Consider the following 17,127-nt stretch of genomic DNA (forward strand, 5'->3'; position numbering starts at 1 on the left):
GGAGCCGGGCCCGGCGCACCGCCCGTTTCCTCAGTACGACTTGGGCAGCCCCAGGGACTGGTGCGAGACGAAGTTGAGGATCATCTCCCGGCTGACCGGGGCGATCCGCGCCACCCGGGCGGCGGTGACCAGGGACGCCAGCCCGTATTCCCGGGTGAGGCCGTTGCCGCCCAGGGTGTGCACGGCCTGGTCGACGGTGTGCACCGCAGCCTCGGCCGCCGCGTACTTGGCCATGTTGGCGGCCTCGCCGGCGGCCATGTCGTCGCCCGCGTCGTAGAGCAGCGCCGCCTTCCGCATCATCAGCGCGGCCAGTTCCAGTTCGATGTGGCACTGGGCGAGCGGGTGGGCGAGGGCCTGGTGGGCGCCGATCGGCTCCTTCCAGACCTGCCGGGTGCGGGCGTAGTCCACGGCCCTGGCCAGCGCGTAGCGGCCCATGCCGAGGGCGAACGCGGCGGTCATGATGCGTTCCGGGTTGAGGCCGGCGAACAGTTGGAGCAGTCCGGCGTCTTCTTCGCCCACCAGGGCGTCGGCGGGCAGCCGCACGTCGTCCAGGGTCAGCTCGAACTGCTTCTCCGGCGCGGCCAGTTCCATCGGGACCGGGCTGCGGCCGAAGCCGGGGGTCTCGCGCGGGACGATGAACAGGCAGGGCTTGAGCTTCCCGGTGCGGGCGTCCTCGGTGCGGCCGACGATCAGTGTCGCGTCGGCGATGTCCACACCGGAGACGAAGATCTTCCGCCCGTTGAGGACCCAGTCTCCGCCGTCCTTGCGGGCGGTGGTGGTGATGCGGTGCGAGTTGGATCCGGCGTCCGGCTCGGTGATGCCGAAGGCCATCTTGCGGCTGCCGTCGGCCAGTCCGGGCAGCCAGGTGCGCTTCTGCTCCTCGGTGCCGAAGCGGGCGATGACCGTGCCGCAGATCGCCGGCGAGACCACCAGCATCAGCAGCGGGCAGCCGGCTGCCCCCAACTCCTCCAGGACCAGGGAGAGTTCGGTGATGCCGGCGCCTCCGCCGCCGTACTCCTCGGGCAGGTTCACGCCGAGGTAGCCGGCCTTGGCGGCCTCCTGCCACAGCTCGTCGGTGTGCCGGCCCTCGGCGACGACGGTGGCGAAGTACTCCCGGCCGTAGCGCTTGGCGAGGGCGGCGACGGCGGCGCGCAGGGCGCGGTGTTCCTCGGACTCGATCACGGGGTTGCTCAGGGCGTTGCTCATGACGGCTCCTGGGGCGGTGAGTGAGTGCCTGCGGGTAACGGGTGGGGCGGGTGCGCCGGGTGCGCCGGGTGCGCCCGGGCGTCAGTCGGCGACGACGGCGAGCAGGGTGCCCACCTCGACCTGCTGGCCCGTGCGGGCGGGGAGAGCGGTCAGGGTGCCGGCCGCCGGTGCGGTGATCTTGTGCTCCATCTTCATGGCCTCCAGCCACAGCAGCGGCTGGCCGGCCTCGACACGGTCGCCCTCGGCCAGCCCGTCCGCGATCCGGACGACCGTGCCGGGCATCGGGGCGAGCAGCGAACCGGGCTCCGTACGGGCGGCGGGGTCGGGAAAACGGGGCAGCGCGGTGAGGGTGCGGGCGCCCAGGGGCGAGTCGACGTGGACCTGGTCGCCGTAGCGGGCGACCGCGAACGTCCGCCGCAGCCCGTCGACGTCCAGCACCACCTCGTCCGCGGCCAGGGCGACCAGTCGGACGCCGGGGAAGTCCGCGGCGTCCAGTCCCTCGCGCCCGAGCCGGTAGCGCACCTCGTGCGTGGTGCCCGCGCGGGCGAAGCTCTTGACCTGCGGGCCGGCGGGGACGTTGCGGAAGCCCCCGAAGCGGGAGCGGCCGTGGGCGTCGGCGAGCGCGGCGGCCAGCGCGCACAGCCCGTCCCCGGTGGCCTCCGCCGCGGTCAGGGCGCCGAGGTTGCGGTCGTAGAACCCGGTGTCCAGCCCGGTGGCGGCGGCGAACTCCGGATGCCGCAGCGAGCGGACCAGCAGCTCGCGGTTGGTGACCGGGCCGTGGACGCGGGCCCGTTCCAGGGCGCCGGCCAGCTTGCGCACGGCCTCGGCGCGGGTGGGCGCCCAGGCGATCACCTTGGCCAGCATCGGGTCGTAGTGGACGCTGACGGTGTCGCCGTCGGTCACGCCGGAGTCCAGCCGGACGCCGTCCGGTACGGCGATCCGGTGCACGGTGCCGGTCTGCGGCTGCCAGTCGGCCGCGGGGTCCTCCGCGTAGAGCCGGGCCTCGACGGCATGGCCGTGCGGCGCGGGCAGCGCGGCCGGCAGCGGCCGGCCCTCGGCGACGGCGATCTGCAGGGCCACCAGGTCGATCCGGTAGATCTCCTCGGTGACCGGGTGCTCCACCTGGAGGCGGGTGTTCATCTCCAGGAAGTACGCCCGGCCGGAGGCGGCGGCCCCCTCGCCGGGGGCGGCGGGAGACACCAGGAACTCGACGGTGCCCGCGCCCCGGTAGTCGATGGCCCGCGCGGCCTGCGCGGCGGCCCGGTGCAGGGTGTCCCGGAGCGCCTCGGGCAGGCCGGGCGCCGGGGCCTCCTCGATGACCTTCTGGTGGCGCCGCTGGAGGGAGCAGTCGCGGGTGCCGAGCGTCCAGACGTTGCCGTGGGCGTCGGCGAGGACCTGCACCTCGACGTGCCGCCCGCCCTCGACGTACGGCTCGACGAACACCTCGCCGTCCCCGAACGCGGCGATCGCCTCGGCCCGGGCCGACGCCAACTCGCCGTCCAGCGACGTCAGTTCGCGGACGACGCGCATGCCGCGCCCGCCCCCGCCGGCCGCCGCCTTCACCAGCAGCGGAAGGTCCCCTGCGGTGGCCGCGGCCGGATCGACCGGCGCCAGCAGCGGCACCCCGGCCGCCGCCATCAGCTCCTTGGCGCGGGTCTTGGAGGCCATCGCCGCGATGGCGGCCGGCGGCGGCCCGATCCACACCAGTCCCGCGTTCGCCACCGCGGCGGCGAACGCGCCGCTCTCGGAGAGGAACCCGTACCCCGGGTGGACCGCGTCCGCCCCGGCCGCCAGCGCCGCCTTCACGATCAGCTCGCCGCGCAGATAGGTCTGCGCGGGCGCCTCGCCGGGCAGCCGGACCGCGACGTCCGCCTCCCGTACGTGCGCGGCCTCGGCGTCCGCGTCGGAGTACACCGCCACGGTGGCGACGCCCAGTTCGCGGCAGGTGCGGAAGATGCGGCGGGCGATCTCGCCGCGGTTGGCGACGAGCACCGAACGGATCTCCACGAAGTCCTCCCCGCCCTCGGCCGTGGTCGCGGCCCCGGAATCGATCGTTGTCACAGGAACCTCACCCCTCACATCCGGAAGACGCCGAAACCGCCCCGCGCGCCCTCGACCGGCGCGGTGTGGACGGCGGACAGGCACAGGCCGAGGACGGTTCGGGTGTCGCGCGGGTCGATGACGCCGTCGTCGTACAGCCGCCCGGACAGGAACATCGGCAGCGACTCGGCCTCGATCTGCTGCTCCACCATGGCGCGCAGCGCCGCGTCGCCCGCCGCGTCGTACGGCTGCCCCTTCGCGGCGGCGGAGGCCCGCGCCACGATGGAGAGCACCCCGGCGAGCTGCTGCGGCCCCATCACCGCCGACTTGGCGCTCGGCCAGGCGAACAGGAACCGCGGGTCGTAGGCCCGGCCGCACATCCCGTAGTGCCCGGCCCCGTACGACGCGCCCATCAGCACCGAGAGGTGCGGCACCCGCGAGTTCGACACCGCGTTGATCATCATCGCGCCGTGCTTGATGATGCCGCCCTGTTCGTACTCCTTGCCGACCATGTAGCCGGTGGTGTTGTGCAGGAAGATCAACGGGATGTCCCGCTGGTTGGCCAACTGGATGAACTGTGCGGCCTTCTGGCTCTCCGCGCTGAACAGCACGCCCTGCGCGTTGGCGAGGATGCCGACCGGATAGCCGTGCAGCTCCGCCCACCCCGTCGCCAAGCTCGACCCGTACAGCGGCTTGAACTCGTCGAAGTCCGACCCGTCGACGATCCGGGCGATCACCTCGCGCGGATCGAACGGCGCCTTGAGATCGCCCGGAACGATCCCCAGCAGCTCCTCCTGGTCGTACTTCGGCGGCGCGGCCGGGCCCGGATCGGGGTGCGCCTTGCGCCAGTTGAGCCGGGCCACCACCCGGCGCGCCTGTCGCAGCGCGTCCGGTTCGTCGACCGCGAAGTAGTCCGCGAGCCCCGAGGTCCGGGCGTGCATCTCGGCCCCGCCCAGCGACTCGTCGTCGCTCTCCTCGCCGGTCGCCATCTTCACCAGCGGCGGCCCGCCGAGGAAGACCTTGGCCCGCTCCTTCACCATGATCACGTGGTCCGACATCCCGGGGACGTACGCGCCCCCGGCCGTCGAGTTCCCGAAGACCACCGCCACCGTCGGAATGCCCGCGGCGGACAGTCGCGTCAGGTCCTTGAAGAGCGCCCCGCCGGGGATGAAGATCTCCTTCTGGCTCGGCAGGTCGGCCCCGCCCGACTCCACCAGGCTGACCACCGGCAGCCGATCGGCGAACGCGATCTCATTGGCCCGCAGCGCCTTCTTGAGCGTCCACGGATTGCTCGCCCCGCCCCGCACGGTCGGATCGTTCGCGGTGATCAGGCACTCCACGCCCTCGATCACCCCGATCCCGGTGACCAGCGAGGCCCCCACCGCGTAGTCGCTGCCCCACCCGGCGAGCGGCGACAGCTCCAGGAACGGCGTATCGGGGTCCAGCAGCAGCTCGATCCGCTCCCGGGCCAGCAGCTTGCCCCGCTCACGGTGCCGGGCGACGTACTTCTCCCCGCCGCCGGCGAGCGCCTTGGCGTGCTCGCCGGCCAGCTCCCCCAACTTCTCCAGCATCGCCGCCCGCCGCTCGGCGTACTCGGCACCGGACGGATCCAGCGCGCTCCCCAGGACGGTCAAAGCAACACCTCCGGTATCTCCACATGGCGGGAGCGCAGCCACTCCCCCAGCGCCTTGGCCTGCGGATCGAACCGGGCCTGCGAGGCGACGCCCTCGCCGAGCAGTCCGTCCACCGTGAAGTTCAGCGCCCGCAGATTGGGCAGGTCCTCTCGACACACCGTCAACTTCTCGGTCTCCGGCATGAGTTGACGGAATCTCGACACCGTCAGCTCGTGCGCGAGCCATCGCCACGCCCGGTCCGTCCGGACCCACACCCCGACGTTCGCCGACCCGCCCTTGTCGCCGCTGCGGGCCCCGGCGACGAGCCCCAGGGGCGCCCGCCGGGTCGGCCCCGCCGGCAACGGCTCCGGCAGCTCCGCGGGCACGGCGGCCGGCTCGCCCGCCGCCCCCGGCGCGGGCGGGATCCGCACCCGCTCCCCGTCCGGCAGCACCGCCACCTGCCGCACGTCCTCGGCCGCCGCATACGCCGCCTCGAACACCCCGTACGGGGCGCCCTTGCCCGGCGGCGCCGTCACATGGAAGCCCGGGTAACTGGCCAGCGCCAGCTCGATCGCCGCCCCGCTCACGGCCCGCCCCACGGCCTCGGCGTCCGGATCGCGCACCACCAGCCGCAGCAGCGCACTCGCCTCCTCCTGCACCCCGGCGTCCCCGTGGTCGGTCCGCGCCAGCGACCAGCTCACCTCCCTCGGACGGCGCCCGGCGCGCTCCAGCGCCTCCTCCAACTGCCCGCGCACCAGCCGCGCCTTGGCCTCGATGTCCAGTCCGGTGAGCACGAACACCACCTCGTTGCGCCAGCCGCCCATCCGGGTCAGCCCGACCTTCAACGTCGCCGGTGGCGCCTCGCCCCGCACCCCCTCGATCCGCACCCGGTCCGGTCCGTCCTCCGTCAGCCGTACGGTGTCCAGCCGCGCCGTCACGTCCGGCCCCGGGTAGCGCGCCCCCGCCGTCTCGTAGAGCAGCTGGGCGGTCACCGTCCCCGTCGTGACCGCGCCCCCGGTCCCCGGGTGCTTGGTGATCACGGCGCTGCCGTCGGAGTGGATCTCGGCCAGCGGGAACCCGGGCCGCCGCACGTCACCCAACTCGCCGAAGAACGCGTAGTTCCCGCCCGTCGCCTGCGTCCCGCACTCCAGCACGTGCCCCGCGACCACCGCTCCCGCCAACCGGTCGTGGTCGTCCGCCGCCCAGCCGAAGTGCGCCGCGGCCGGCCCGCTGACCAGCGCCGCGTCCGCCACCCGACCGGTGACCACGACGTCCGCCCCGCCCCGCAGGCACGCCGCGATCCCCGCGCCGCCCAGGTAGGCGTTGGCGGTGAGCACGCCCTCGCCCCAGCCGCGCCCCACCAGGTCGTCGCCCTCGACGTGCGCGACCCGCACCGGGACGCCGACCCGTGCGCTCAACTCCCGTACCGCATCGGCCAGTCCCGCCGGATGGAGCCCGCCCGCATTCGTCACGATCTTCACGCCGTGCTCGACGGCGAGCCCCAGCCCCTCCTCCAGCTGCCGCAGGAAGGTCTTGGCGTATCCCAGCCGCGGGTCCTTCAGCCGGTCCCGCCCCAGGATCAGCATCGTCAGCTCGGCGAGGTAGTCCCCGGTCAGCACGTCCAGCGGCCCGCCGGTCAGCATCTCCCGCACGGCCTCGAACCGGTCGCCGTAGAACCCCGAGGCATTCCCGATCCGCAGCGGCGCGGCGCTCCCCCGCGCCGTCATCGCCGCACCTCGCCCGGCGCCCGCCCGGCCCCCGCCGGCCCCGCGAAGGACTGCGCGATGCCCAACCACCGCTCGGCGTCCGCCCCCACCGCCACCAGGGAGACATCGTCCGGATGCGCCCGCTGCGTCACCAACAGGCAGAAGTCCCACGCCGTCCCGCTCACCCGCTGCGCGGCCCCCGCCGGCCCGAACGCCCACTCCTCGCCCCCGGGCCCGACCAGCTCGACCCGGAACTCCTCCGCCGGCGGCGTCAGCCCGTGCACCGTGTACGCGTAGTCCCTGGCCCGCACCCCGATCCGGGCGACGTGCCGCAGCCGCGCGGTCGGCACCCGCCGCGCCCCCAGCGCGTCCGCCACGTCCTGCCCGTGCGCCCAGGTCTCCATCAGCCGCCCGGTGGCCACCGACGCCACACTCATCGGCGGCCCGTACCAGGGCAGCTTCGCGCCCGGGGACTGCGCCGCCAGCACCTCCAGCAGCTCGGCCCGGCTCGCCCGCCACCGCGCCAGCAGCTCGGCGGGGGCCAGCCGGGCCCCGCGCTCGGCCCCCTCGTCCACGAACGTCTCCGGCGAGGCGAGCGCCGCCGCCACCTCCCGCCCGAACCCCTCGGGATCGACCGCGGACTGCACGGCCCGCTCGTCCGTCCACAGCAGGTGTGCGATCTGGTGCGCGATGCTCCATCCGGCGGCCGGGGTCGCCCGCCCCCACTCCGCTTCCGGCAGCCCCGCCACCAGTCCGTCGACTTCCTCACCCTCGGCCCGTAGGTCCGCCAGGACCTCCCGAACCTCCCGAACCTCCCGCGGATCGGCCATCGCGCGCTCTCCTCATCCACGCCGGACGCCCATGTCCCTTACGGACAGGGCACGTTGACAGCTGCGGTGATGCGAGAACCGAGGGTGGCAGCGCACCGGGAAACAATCAAGCACGCATGCATGATTTCTTGCCATGCCGCGCCACGGTGCCCGGCCCGGCGCGGAAGCCACGGGCAGACGACCCGACCTGCGCATACCCCGGTTGCCCGGCAACGCCACGACTCAGGACCAAAGTCCCTATGTGCGGCGGAAGATCACCGATTGCATGGCTTCCCAAGACGATTCCCTCGTTCCGCCCCCTCGGATTGGGACCCTCATGAGCCATGTCTCCCGACGGCGCCTCCTCGCCGCCGTACCCGTCGCCGGCCTCGCGGCGGCCGTCCCCGTCACCCTCTCGACCGCCGGCACCGCGCTCGCGGCGCCCGGCAGGCCGAACGCCCCGCAGCGCAAGGCGGCCGCCCGCTCGCTCCAGGACATCACCGACGAGTGGGGGAAGTGGATGGCCCGGGAACGGTTCCCCGCCTCCAACGGCTGCCGCTTCACCGCGTCCACGGACTACGGAAAGCGCGGCGAACTGGGCGACTACCACAAGTACCAGGTCGGCACGGAATACCGCGGCATCACCTACGACCCCAGCGCCCCCACGCCCATACCGGGTCAGGTCAGCTCCGTCACCACCAACTACCGCAACGGCTCCTCGGTCGAGCAGCAGGTCACCTACAAGCAGACCAAGACGACCGAGCAGGACCTGCGCATCTCCGTGACCGAGTCACTGAAGATCGGCATCTCCATGGAGGTCTCGGCCGAGATCCCGGCCGTCGCCAAGGTCTCCGAGACCACCTCCATCGAGACCAACCTCTCCTCCACCCAGGAGTACGCCCACAAGGAGATCCAGAACTGGGGCGTCGACCTCCCGATCAAGATCCCGGCCAAGTCGGCGATCGAGGCGTCCCTCGTCATCGGCACCCAGAAGTACGACATCAACTGGACGGCCACCGTCAGCATGACGGGCGCCGTGGCGATCTGGTTCAACGACAAGGTCGATCTCAACCACGACGGGGACCGCCACTGGCTCTGGTTCGTCCCCATCGAGGAGGTCTTCCGCGACTGCCGCGCCCACGCCATCATCGACACCTCCGGCTACGAGATCACCGGCGGCGGCGTGGACGCCTTCGCGAGCGGCAAGTTCGGCGGGGGCCAGGGCGTGTCCGTCAACGTGAACGTGGTGCAGAAGGACCTCGACGGCCGCACGAAGCGCAGCGCGCCCCAGTCGATCCCGGTCCCCCTCGACCAGAACGGCAAGAAGGTCATCCACGCCGGCCGCTGATCCCCCACCCGCGTCGACCATGCGAACGGCCACCTCCGTGACGGGGGTGGCCGTTGCGTCGTCAGGCGAGCCAAGAAGAGGGGGTAACCGATCGCGCCCGCTCGTAGAGTTCCCGTGCGGCATGGTTTTTGAGGTGGGGACGAATTCGCGTGTACATGGATCGAACGCGATCGTCCGCACGGCCGGACTGAACGCTCGGGTAGTCGTCGAGAGCGAGATTCCAGGTCTCGCAGGCGGCTTCAAGGTGTCCCAGTTCCAGCTGACGCTCGGCCAGAGTGCACCGGTGCCGGACGCGTGCGCGTCGATATACACCATGCCGTTGCCGGTCCGACTGCTCCAATGCACTGATCGATCCGGCCGTGTCGCCGAGTTCATACCGCACCTGACTCACGTGGTACAGCAGCGACGACGGGTCGTACGAACCGAACGCCTTTGCCCGGGACTCCGCCTTTTCCATGGCCGCCTCAGCTTCGCGCATGTACGTCAAGGCGCTTTTGCTGTCGCCGATTTGCGCTGACGCGTGGGCCTGTTGGCCAGCGAGGAAGGCACGCATTCTCGGGCCGGCGTTCGGTGATGCGGACGCGGCGGCGTCGGCAAGTCGCATGGCCTGTCGCCCGTGTCCGAGGTCCACCGCCTGAACACTCATGCCCCGCAGCGTGGTGCAGTACGTCAAGTGGTCCTCGGACGCACCGGCAAGTTCCAGCGCCTTCACGTAGTACTGCTGGGCCAGCCCGTGAACCCCCTCGTCCACCGCCATGTACCCGGTGAGGTAGCACAAGTCGGATGCGGCCGACATCATCGCCTTACGCACCGGGTCCGGGGCATCGGCCCTGAGATACGGGGTGACCGTATTCACGAGGAACGCCGCAGCCATCGGCCGAGCATGGCGACCGCCGAACTGATCGTCGAGGTCGGAAAGTCGCTCGGTCATCGCGATGACCATTTCGACTTCCGGCATCCCTACGCGCTGCACCTGGCCCGTCTGGACGGCTTCCATTCGGCCGACCACGTCAGACCAACCAGGCACGTTGAGGGCGACGGAGAACAGCCCGGCCTCAATGACACTGCGGCGTGAAGGGTCCATGTCTCCCCTGCCGAGGTCGACAAGCCCCTCCACGGCACCCGGACGGGCGTGCGAGTGATCGGGAGGCGGTGGGAACCCCGCCTCATGGTGCGTGACTGGGCGACCAAGCTTGCGGGCCAAGGCTTCCAAGACCAGCGATCGGGTGCCCTCCCTTGGCATATGGCCCTTGAGCCATTGATGAACGGACGGCTCCCGGTACTTCACGGGAGTTCGCCGTTCGGTGCCAATGCGGTTGACCTCCTGTGCGAACTGCCGGAGCGTCCAGCCCGTCTCGCGGTGCAGCCGCTCAAGACCTCTGTTCGGTTCGGGCGTACCCACGTGCGCTCAACTCCTCGGACTGGTCTGCTCTTAAAGCTCTTTAAAACCACTCCTGTTGCCACGGTACCGCTGCGTGTGGCGGGCCAGTTGCCTAGAGCGAGCACAGTTCGCCCGTCAAAGCGTCACCCCACACCAGACGTGGGGCGGCAGATACGGAACACCCCGGCGACCGTCCGCACGGTCCCGGGGCATGGCCACCAACCCTCTGGAGGTTGACGACATGCGCAAACATAGCGCCCGGATCTTCGCATCGCTGCTGCGGGTGTTACCGCCCGCACGGGGCCGGCATCGTGCGGGCGACGCACCGCCCATGCCCGAGTGTCCGGACATCCCGACCGTCGCCCTCCCCCGCGTCCCCGTCGAACGGCGGTTGCTGCGGGGTGAGGACGTGGCCCTGATCCGTCCGTATGTCCTGTCCCCACGGGAGCGCCGGGAGCGCCGGTTGCAACGGGGGCGGTGCCGGGCCCCGTGGCTCTCGACGTACGGCGTCGATGCGGGGCCGCGTCGGATTCACGGGGTCGAGGTGGGGTGCTGATGCCGAGCCTGAGTGGCCCGGTACACCTGAGGTACTCGTTTCCGTTGCCGCAGCCTGAACCCGTGGCCGGATGCGACGTGTGCGGCGCTCTGGCGAAGCAGCGGGCAGCGGCCCGTGCTGCCGGGAACGAGTCGAAGGTGATCGACTGCAACATCGAGATGCGTCGTCATCCGCACCCGAAGGCGGCGCGATGACAGCCTGGACGCAGTGGCGCGACCGGATAGGGCAAGCGTGGAACCGGCACGTCAGGTATCGGGAGTCGTACCGACAGCTCGATGCCGTGCGCGATGCCCTCAAGGCCCGTACCGCGTGGGTCGATGCGCTGACCGAGGAAGAACTCGCGGAGATGCAGCGTGGGGTGGCCGAGTACGTCGAAGCGTTGCGGTCGGCGAGCGGTGATGCTCCGGAACGTCCGGAGGGCACGTCATGAGGGGGCGTAAGGGAGTGCAACAGGGACCTGTACGAAACGCGGGTAGCGTGCGGTGCGGGCAGGAGATGACTCCGAACCAGGACGGTTGGTGGATTTGCTACCCGTGCGGGACCAGCAAGCCTGCGTAGACCAGCCATGCCCCCGATGCGGCAGTCGTCTTGTCAGCACTACGGGGGTGTGGTGGCGGTGCAGCTTGGGCACTTGCCCGTACGAGATGCCGGAGGAGGCATACAAGCTGTACTGCGAACTGTCAGAGATGGTCGATCGCGACCCTGAAGCGTTCTTCAAGATCGTGAGCGCGTACTGCTCTGAGGTTCGGGCGCTGGAGCCGGCCTGGATGCGGTGACCGAAGGTCCCGTCCGTGCACCCCCGTGGCGTGCGCGGACGGAACTGCGTGCTGTCCTTGTGATCAATCCTCAGAGCTCGGGTCCCGCACGTATGTGCCTCGCTGGGGCACCGTGATCAGCCGCAAGAGTGGCCGTCTACGCCTGTCCCGATCAATCCGTACGGCTCGGCGCGGGACTGATCCCGGACGACGTGATCCGGACCTGCTGAACGCGTTACCTCGTCCCGTCCGGGCTGGCTCCGGACGGGGCTCTCTCAGGCCCGTCACAGAAGTACCCGTCAAGGGCTTCGGGAAGCCGACAACGTGGGAAGCCTGAAAAGGACTCAGCGACGCGCCCCGCTCAGCACCGCCCCCGCGCTGGCCACCACCACCAGACCGATGGCGACCAACTCGACCCACCCCAGCGCCTGCCCCAGCACCAGGAACCCGGCCGTGGCCGCCGCGGCCGGCTCCAGGCTCATCATCACCGCGAACCCCGAGGCGGGCAGCTTCCGCAGCGCCAGCAGCTCCAGCGTGTACGGCAGCACCGACGACATCAGCGCCACGGCCGCGCCGAGCCCCACCGTCACCGGGTCGAGCAGCGCCGTCCCGGCGGTGAGCGCCCCGAGCGGCAGGCTCAGCACCGCCGCCACCGTCATCGCCAACGCCAGCCCGTCCGCCTGCGGGAACCGCTGCCCGGTCCGTGCCGACAGCAGGATGTAGGCGGCCCACAGCCCACCGGCGGCCAGCGCGCATCCGGCCCCGGCGAAGTTCAGCCCGTCGAAGCCCGCGCGCCCCAGCAGCACCACACCGCCCAGCGCCAGCGCCGCCCACACCACGCTCAGCAGCCGCCGCGACGTCGCCACCGACAGGATCAGCGGTCCGAGGAACTCCAGGGTGACCGCGGCCCCCAGCGGAATCCGGTCGATCGCCTGGTAGAAGAGCGAATTCATCCCGGCCAGCGCCACACCGAAGGCGACGACCGTGGCCCAGTCCGCCCGCCCGTAGCCCCGCACCTTCGGCCGGCAGGCGACGAGCAGCACCAGCGCCGCCACGACCAGCCGCAGCGTGACGACACCCAGCGCGCCGGCCCGCGGGAACAGCAGCACCGCGACCGACGACCCGAACTGCAGCGAGACGATCCCGCCGATGACCAGCCCCACCGACACCAGCCGGCCCCGCGCCCGCGCCGCACCCGTATCGCCCAGCCGGTGGGCCGCGGCCCGGGCCTCGGCCGACAACACCTCGGGCGAGGGCGGCACGGGCCCGGGTATCCCGGAGTCGAACGCTCCGGAGGAGGACTCTGCGGACGAGGACGCTGCGGACGAGGACTCTGCGGACGACCCGAACGGCACGGGGGAAGCATTCACACCACCACGCTACGACCCGCGTTCCCGCACGTGAAATGCCTTTTCGCCGGTTGTTATGCTCCGCACGCATGAGCATCGAGCTGCGTCATTTCCGCTGCTTCCTCGCCATCGCCGACACCCTCAGCGTGACCCGCGCCGCCGAACGCCTGCACCTCACCCAGCCCGCCGTCTCCCGCACCCTCCGCCAGCTGGAGAACGCCCTGGACGTCCGCCTCGTCGAGCGCTCCACCCACCACCTGGCCCTCACCCCGGACGGCCTCGCCTTCCGCGACCAGGCCGCCCTCGCGGTCGCCGCCTTCGACCGCGCGCTGACCTACGGCCGGCGCTCCGGCTGGCCGCTCCGGCTGGGCCACGCCTGGTCGGCGGCCGGCGCGGACACCACCACCCTGCTGCGCCGCTGGCGCGAGGAGCACCCGGAGACACCGCTGGAACTCCTCCGCATCGACGACCGCACGGCCGGCCTCGCCCGCGGGGACGTGGACGCCGCCCTCCTCCGCGGCGACATCGACACCCCCGGCCTGATCACCGAGCAGCTGACGACCGAGCCCCGGGTGGTCGGCCTGCCCGCCGACGACCCCCTGGCCGCCCGCCCCGCCCTCTCGCTCGCCGACCTCGCCACCCGCACCATCGCCCTCAACACGGTCTCCGGCATCACCACCCTCGCCCTCTGGCCCGCCGACGCCCGCCCCTCGTCGACGATCACCATCGGCAACACCGACGACTGGATCGCCGCCATCACCGGCGGCCGGGCGGTGGGTGTCACCACCACCGCCACCGCCGGCATGCACCCGCACCCGGCGATGGCCTACGTCCCGCTCACCGACGCCCCGCCCGTCCCCGTCGTCCTCGCCCGGCGCGCCGGCCCCGGCCACCCGAGCATCCCGGACCTGATCGCCCTGGCCCACGAGGTCATGGGCTAGGCGGGGCTGGGCGGCCACCTCACTCCCCGGCCGCACCCCCCTTCCCCGGCTCCCCCGCCTCCAGGGCCTCCGCGTCCAGGGCCTCCGCCAGTACCTCCGCCAGGTGCCGTCCCCGGCGCTCGCCCAGTTGGGCGAGTTGGGTCCGGCAGGAGAAGCCGTCCGCGAGGATCTCGGTGTGCGGGGGCGCCTTGCGCACGGCGGGGAGGAGTTGGTCCTCCGCGCAGGCGACGGAGACGTCGTAGTGGCCGCGTTCGAAGCCGAAGTTGCCAGCCAGGCCGCAGCAGCCACCGCTCAAGTCACCGGTCAGGCCGGCGCGTTCGCGGAGTCGGCGGTCGGCGGCGTCGCCGAGGACCGCGTGCTGGTGGCAGTGGGTCTGGCCGGCGACGGGGCGGTCGAGGCGGGGCGGGGTCCAGTCGGGGGCCAGTTCCTCCAGGACCTCGGCGAAGGTGCGGACGGAGGCGGCGAGCCGGGCGGCCCGGGGGTCGTCGGAGAGGAGTTCCGGCAGGTCCGTGCGGAGCGCCGCGGCACAGCTCGGTTCGAGGACGACCAGGGGGCGGTCGGGGCGCACCAGGGGGCCGAGCACCTCGACCGTGCGGCGCATGACGGCCCGGGCCCGGGTGAGCTGGCCGGTGGAGACATAGGTCAGGCCGCAGCACAGGCCGGGGCGGTGGCGGCGGGGCAGCGGGAGCGACGGGCGCTTCGCCAGGGGCGCGGTGGGCGGGAGCAGGGGCCGCAGTCCGGCGGCCTCCAGGACGCGGACGGCGGCCCGGCCCACCTCCGGGGACAGGTGGTCGGTGAAGGTGTCGGGCCACAGGACGACGGTCCGGCCGCCCGTCGGCGCGCCCCCGGCGGCGCGCCGGCGCCACCACCAGCGCCGGAACGTCTCCCCCGCCAGCGCCGGGATCTCCCGCTCCGGCGCGATCCCGGCGAGCCGCTTGGCGACCGCGGCGAGCGGGGTGCGGGCGAGGGCGTTGAGGAGCGGCGCCGCGGGGGCGGCGGCGCGCAGCCACTGCGGCAGGCGGCCCATGGCGTAGTGGGCGGCGGGGCGGATCCGGCCCGCGTAGTGGTGGTGCAGGAACTCCGCCTTGTAGGTGGCCATGTCGACCCCCACGGGGCAGTCGCTGCGGCAGCCCTTGCAGGAGAGGCAGAGGTCGAGGGCGTCGCGCACCTCCGGGGAGCGCCAGCCGTCGGTGATCACCTCGCCGGCGAGCATCTCGTGCAGCAGCCGGGCGCGTCCGCGGGTGGAGTGCCGCTCCTCGCCGGTGGCGCGGTACGACGGGCACATGACGTCGGACGATCCCGAACCGAGCTTTTCGGTACGGCACTTGGCGACGCCGACGCAGCGGCGGACGGCGGCCGGGAAGTCGCCGTGATCGTGCGGGTAGCCGAACTCCACCGGGACCGGGCCCTTCGGCAGCGGGGCGAAGCGGAGGTTGTCGTCGAGGCGGGCGGGGCGGACCAGCATGCCGGGGTTGAGGCCCCCGGCCGGGTCCCAGAGGTCCTTGAACGCGCCGAAGAGGCCGACCAGTTCGTCGCCGTACATCGCGGGGAGGAGTTCGGCGCGGGCCTGGCCGTCGCCGTGCTCGCCGGAGAGCGACCCGCCGTGCGCCACCACCAGGGCGGCCAGGTCGGTGGAGAAGTCCCTGAAGCGGCGGATGCCGGGCGGGGTGAGCAGGTCGAAGTCGATCCGGACGTGGATGCAGCCGTCGCCGAAGTGGCCGTAGGGGGTGCCGCGCAGGCCGTGCTGGGCGAGCAGGGCGCGGAAGTCCCGCAGATACGGGCCGAGTCGGGCGGGCGGGACGGCGCAGTCCTCCCAGCCGGGCCATGCCTCCGTGCCGTCGGGCATCCGGGTCGCGGTGCCGGAGGCGTCCTCGCGGATCCGCCAGAGGGCGCGCTGGCCGGCCGGGTCGGCGACGAGGGCGTGGCCGGTGGCACCGTCCGCGGTCGCGGCACGGCACAGCGCCTCGGCGCGGGCGGCGGCCTCGGCGCGGCTCGCCCCGCCCATCTCGACGAACAGCCAGGCGCCGCCGTCGGGCAGCCCGGCGGCGTCCTTGCCGACCAGGTCGGCGGCCATCCCCTCGACGGTCAGCGGACGGCTCCACTGCGTTCCGCCTCCGCTCCATTCGAAGCCCTTGGATGCGGAGCCCGGGAGGAGGGTGTGCGCGGCCTCGGCGGCGGCGCTCTCGTCGGGGTAGGCCAGGACGGCCAGGGCGCGGGCCGCGGGGGTCTCGACGAGTCGGACGGCGGCCTCGGTGACGACGCCGAGGGTGCCCTCGCTGCCGGTGAGGGCGCGGGCCAGGTCGGTGCCCGCCTCGGGGAGCAGCGCGTCCAGTGCGTAGCCGGAGATGCGGCGCGGGAGGCCGGTGGGGTAGCCGGTGCGCAGCAGCGCCAACTCCCGGCCCACCAGGGCCTGGACGCCGTCGCGCAGGCGGGGCGGGAGGCCGGTGGGGCGGCCCTCGGGGTCGGTGCCGCGGCCGGCCCGGACCGCCTCGCCGCCGTAGGTGAGCAGGTCCAGGGTGTGGACGTTGTCGGCGGTGGTGCCCCAGGCGACGGAGTGCGAGCCGCAGGAGTTGTTGCCGATCATGCCGCCGAGGGTGCAGCGGCTGTGGGTGGAGGGGTCGGGGCCGAAGGTCAGCCCGTGCGGGGCGGCGGCGGCCCGGAGGTCGTCGAGGACGACGCCGGGCTGGACGACGGCCGTGCGGGCCTCGGGGTCCAGCGCGACGATCCGGCGCATATGGCGGGTGAAGTCCAGGACGACGCCGGTGCCGGTGGCCTGCCCGGCGATGCTGGTGCCGCCGCCGCGCGGCACCACCGGGACACCGCGCTCCCGGCAGACCCGCAGGGTCGCGGCGACGTCCTCGGCGTCCCGGGGCGCGACCACCGCGTCCGGGACCCGCCGGTAGTTGGACGCGTCCATCGTCATCAGCGCCCGGTCCCCGGCGGTGGCCGAGACCTCGCCCCGCACCACCGCGGCCAGTTCACGCGCCAGGTCCGCCCGGTCGGCGGCCGCCCGGTCGGTCGCCCGCCCGCGCCCGCCGCCGGTGCCCGATGCACTGGTGCCCGATCCGCCCGCACCAGATCCGTCGTCGTTCCGCTTGTCCGTCTCCCTGCGATCAGCCATGAGTCCAGAGTGCCCGGAAAGGGCGGGGGTCGATCAAGGGCTGTGGACAACGTGGCTCACGGTGTCGCCGGTTAACGTGGACGCATGAGCGACGACACCTCCGGGGGCGGCTCCCACCACACCGCCCACCACGTCTCCCACCACGCGTCGGACGATGCCGCGTCCTGGCAGCCGCACCGTTCGTCCGGCGGTCTGCCCTCGCTGGACACCCTGCGCCGCGCGGCCCGGTGGGAGACGCTCGCCCTCCTCGTGGCGCTGATCGTCCTGGCGGCCGTCTTCAGCTAGTCGTGCGGGGGCCGGTC

General features: G+C 72.8%; 12 protein-coding genes. 4 read left to right on the forward strand and 8 right to left on the reverse strand.

The genetic code is table 11. From position 1 onward, the window contains the following. Positions 1 to 30 precede the first annotated feature (30 nt). From SNOUR_RS16880 to SNOUR_RS16900, 5 genes are all read right to left on the reverse strand, one after another. On the reverse strand, positions 31 to 1,206 hold the full coding sequence (locus SNOUR_RS16880; protein WP_174717877.1) for an acyl-CoA dehydrogenase family protein: 1,176 nt from the start codon (positions 1,204 to 1,206) through the stop codon (positions 31 to 33). 81 nt (positions 1,207 to 1,287) lie between these two features. Beyond that, entirely contained in the window at positions 1,288 to 3,267 is a 1,980-nt protein-coding gene (locus SNOUR_RS16885) for an ATP-binding protein (protein WP_079142728.1), read from the reverse strand. A gap of 14 nt (positions 3,268 to 3,281) precedes the next feature. After that, positions 3,282 to 4,880: an acyl-CoA carboxylase subunit beta gene (locus tag SNOUR_RS16890; RefSeq protein ID WP_067347879.1), complete on the reverse strand. Its 1,599-nt coding sequence runs from the start codon at positions 4,878 to 4,880 to the stop codon at positions 3,282 to 3,284. Continuing rightward, positions 4,877 to 6,586 (reverse strand): acyclic terpene utilization AtuA family protein, encoded by a 1,710-nt coding sequence (locus tag SNOUR_RS16895; RefSeq protein ID WP_067347881.1) that lies wholly within the window; start codon positions 6,584 to 6,586, stop codon positions 4,877 to 4,879. The genes SNOUR_RS16890 and SNOUR_RS16895 overlap by 4 nt, the downstream gene beginning before the upstream one ends. After that, positions 6,583 to 7,395 (reverse strand): TIGR03084 family metal-binding protein, encoded by an 813-nt coding sequence (locus SNOUR_RS16900; RefSeq protein ID WP_067347883.1) that lies wholly within the window; start codon positions 7,393 to 7,395, stop codon positions 6,583 to 6,585. Before SNOUR_RS16900 ends, SNOUR_RS16895 begins: the two co-directional genes overlap by 4 nt. A 316-nt stretch (positions 7,396 to 7,711) precedes the next feature. Between SNOUR_RS16900 and SNOUR_RS16905 the strand changes: the two genes are divergently transcribed. Further along, positions 7,712 to 8,722, forward strand: a complete 1,011-nt coding sequence (locus tag SNOUR_RS16905) for an ETX/MTX2 family pore-forming toxin (protein ID WP_067347886.1) — start codon at positions 7,712 to 7,714, stop codon at positions 8,720 to 8,722. A gap of 61 nt (positions 8,723 to 8,783) precedes the next feature. Here the strand turns inward: SNOUR_RS16905 and SNOUR_RS16910 are convergent, their stop codons facing one another. Then, positions 8,784 to 10,124: an NsdA family TPR-like regulatory protein gene (locus SNOUR_RS16910; RefSeq protein WP_079142729.1), complete on the reverse strand. Its 1,341-nt coding sequence runs from the start codon at positions 10,122 to 10,124 to the stop codon at positions 8,784 to 8,786. 725 nt (positions 10,125 to 10,849) lie between these two features. On the opposite strand from SNOUR_RS16910, the gene SNOUR_RS16920 reads away from it, so the two are divergent. Beyond that, positions 10,850 to 11,089, forward strand: coding sequence for a hypothetical protein (locus tag SNOUR_RS16920; protein WP_067347890.1), 240 nt, complete (start codon positions 10,850 to 10,852; stop codon positions 11,087 to 11,089). A 669-nt stretch (positions 11,090 to 11,758) separates the two neighbouring features. Here SNOUR_RS16920 and SNOUR_RS16925 read toward each other — a convergent pair. Further along, positions 11,759 to 12,655 (reverse strand): EamA family transporter, encoded by an 897-nt coding sequence (locus SNOUR_RS16925; protein ID WP_376738589.1) that lies wholly within the window; start codon positions 12,653 to 12,655, stop codon positions 11,759 to 11,761. 197 nt (positions 12,656 to 12,852) lie between these two features. On the opposite strand from SNOUR_RS16925, the gene SNOUR_RS16930 reads away from it, so the two are divergent. Further along, positions 12,853 to 13,704, forward strand: coding sequence for a LysR family transcriptional regulator (locus tag SNOUR_RS16930; RefSeq protein ID WP_067347892.1), 852 nt, complete (start codon positions 12,853 to 12,855; stop codon positions 13,702 to 13,704). A gap of 19 nt (positions 13,705 to 13,723) precedes the next feature. Here the strand turns inward: SNOUR_RS16930 and SNOUR_RS16935 are convergent, their stop codons facing one another. Next, complete coding sequence (locus tag SNOUR_RS16935) at positions 13,724 to 16,825, reverse strand: FAD-binding and (Fe-S)-binding domain-containing protein (protein ID WP_312632603.1); 3,102 nt, start codon at positions 16,823 to 16,825, stop codon at positions 13,724 to 13,726. Between the two features lie 84 nt (positions 16,826 to 16,909). On the opposite strand from SNOUR_RS16935, the gene SNOUR_RS16940 reads away from it, so the two are divergent. Then, positions 16,910 to 17,110, forward strand: a complete 201-nt coding sequence (locus tag SNOUR_RS16940; RefSeq protein WP_067347894.1) for a hypothetical protein — start codon at positions 16,910 to 16,912, stop codon at positions 17,108 to 17,110. Positions 17,111 to 17,127 lie beyond the last annotated feature (17 nt).

Source organism: Streptomyces noursei ATCC 11455, assembly GCF_001704275.1.
Taxonomy (GTDB): domain Bacteria; phylum Actinomycetota; class Actinomycetes; order Streptomycetales; family Streptomycetaceae; genus Streptomyces; species Streptomyces noursei.

Excerpts from the sequence above, each read along its gene's own strand:
- SNOUR_RS16935 (WP_312632603.1), bottom strand. The coding sequence starts at position 16,825 with ATGGCTGATCGCAGGGAGACGGACAAGCGGAACGACGACGGATCTGGT.
- SNOUR_RS16880 (WP_174717877.1), bottom strand. The coding sequence starts at position 1,206 with ATGAGCAACGCCCTGAGCAACCCCGTGATCGAGTCCGAGGAACACCGC.
- SNOUR_RS16895 (WP_067347881.1), bottom strand. The coding sequence starts at position 6,586 with ATGACGGCGCGGGGGAGCGCCGCGCCGCTGCGGATCGGGAATGCCTCG.
- SNOUR_RS16905 (WP_067347886.1), top strand. The coding sequence starts at position 7,712 with ATGAGCCATGTCTCCCGACGGCGCCTCCTCGCCGCCGTACCCGTCGCC.
- SNOUR_RS16930 (WP_067347892.1), top strand. The coding sequence starts at position 12,853 with ATGAGCATCGAGCTGCGTCATTTCCGCTGCTTCCTCGCCATCGCCGAC.
- SNOUR_RS16900 (WP_067347883.1), bottom strand. The coding sequence starts at position 7,395 with ATGGCCGATCCGCGGGAGGTTCGGGAGGTTCGGGAGGTCCTGGCGGAC.
- SNOUR_RS16940 (WP_067347894.1), top strand. The coding sequence starts at position 16,910 with ATGAGCGACGACACCTCCGGGGGCGGCTCCCACCACACCGCCCACCAC.
- SNOUR_RS16920 (WP_067347890.1), top strand. The coding sequence starts at position 10,850 with ATGACAGCCTGGACGCAGTGGCGCGACCGGATAGGGCAAGCGTGGAAC.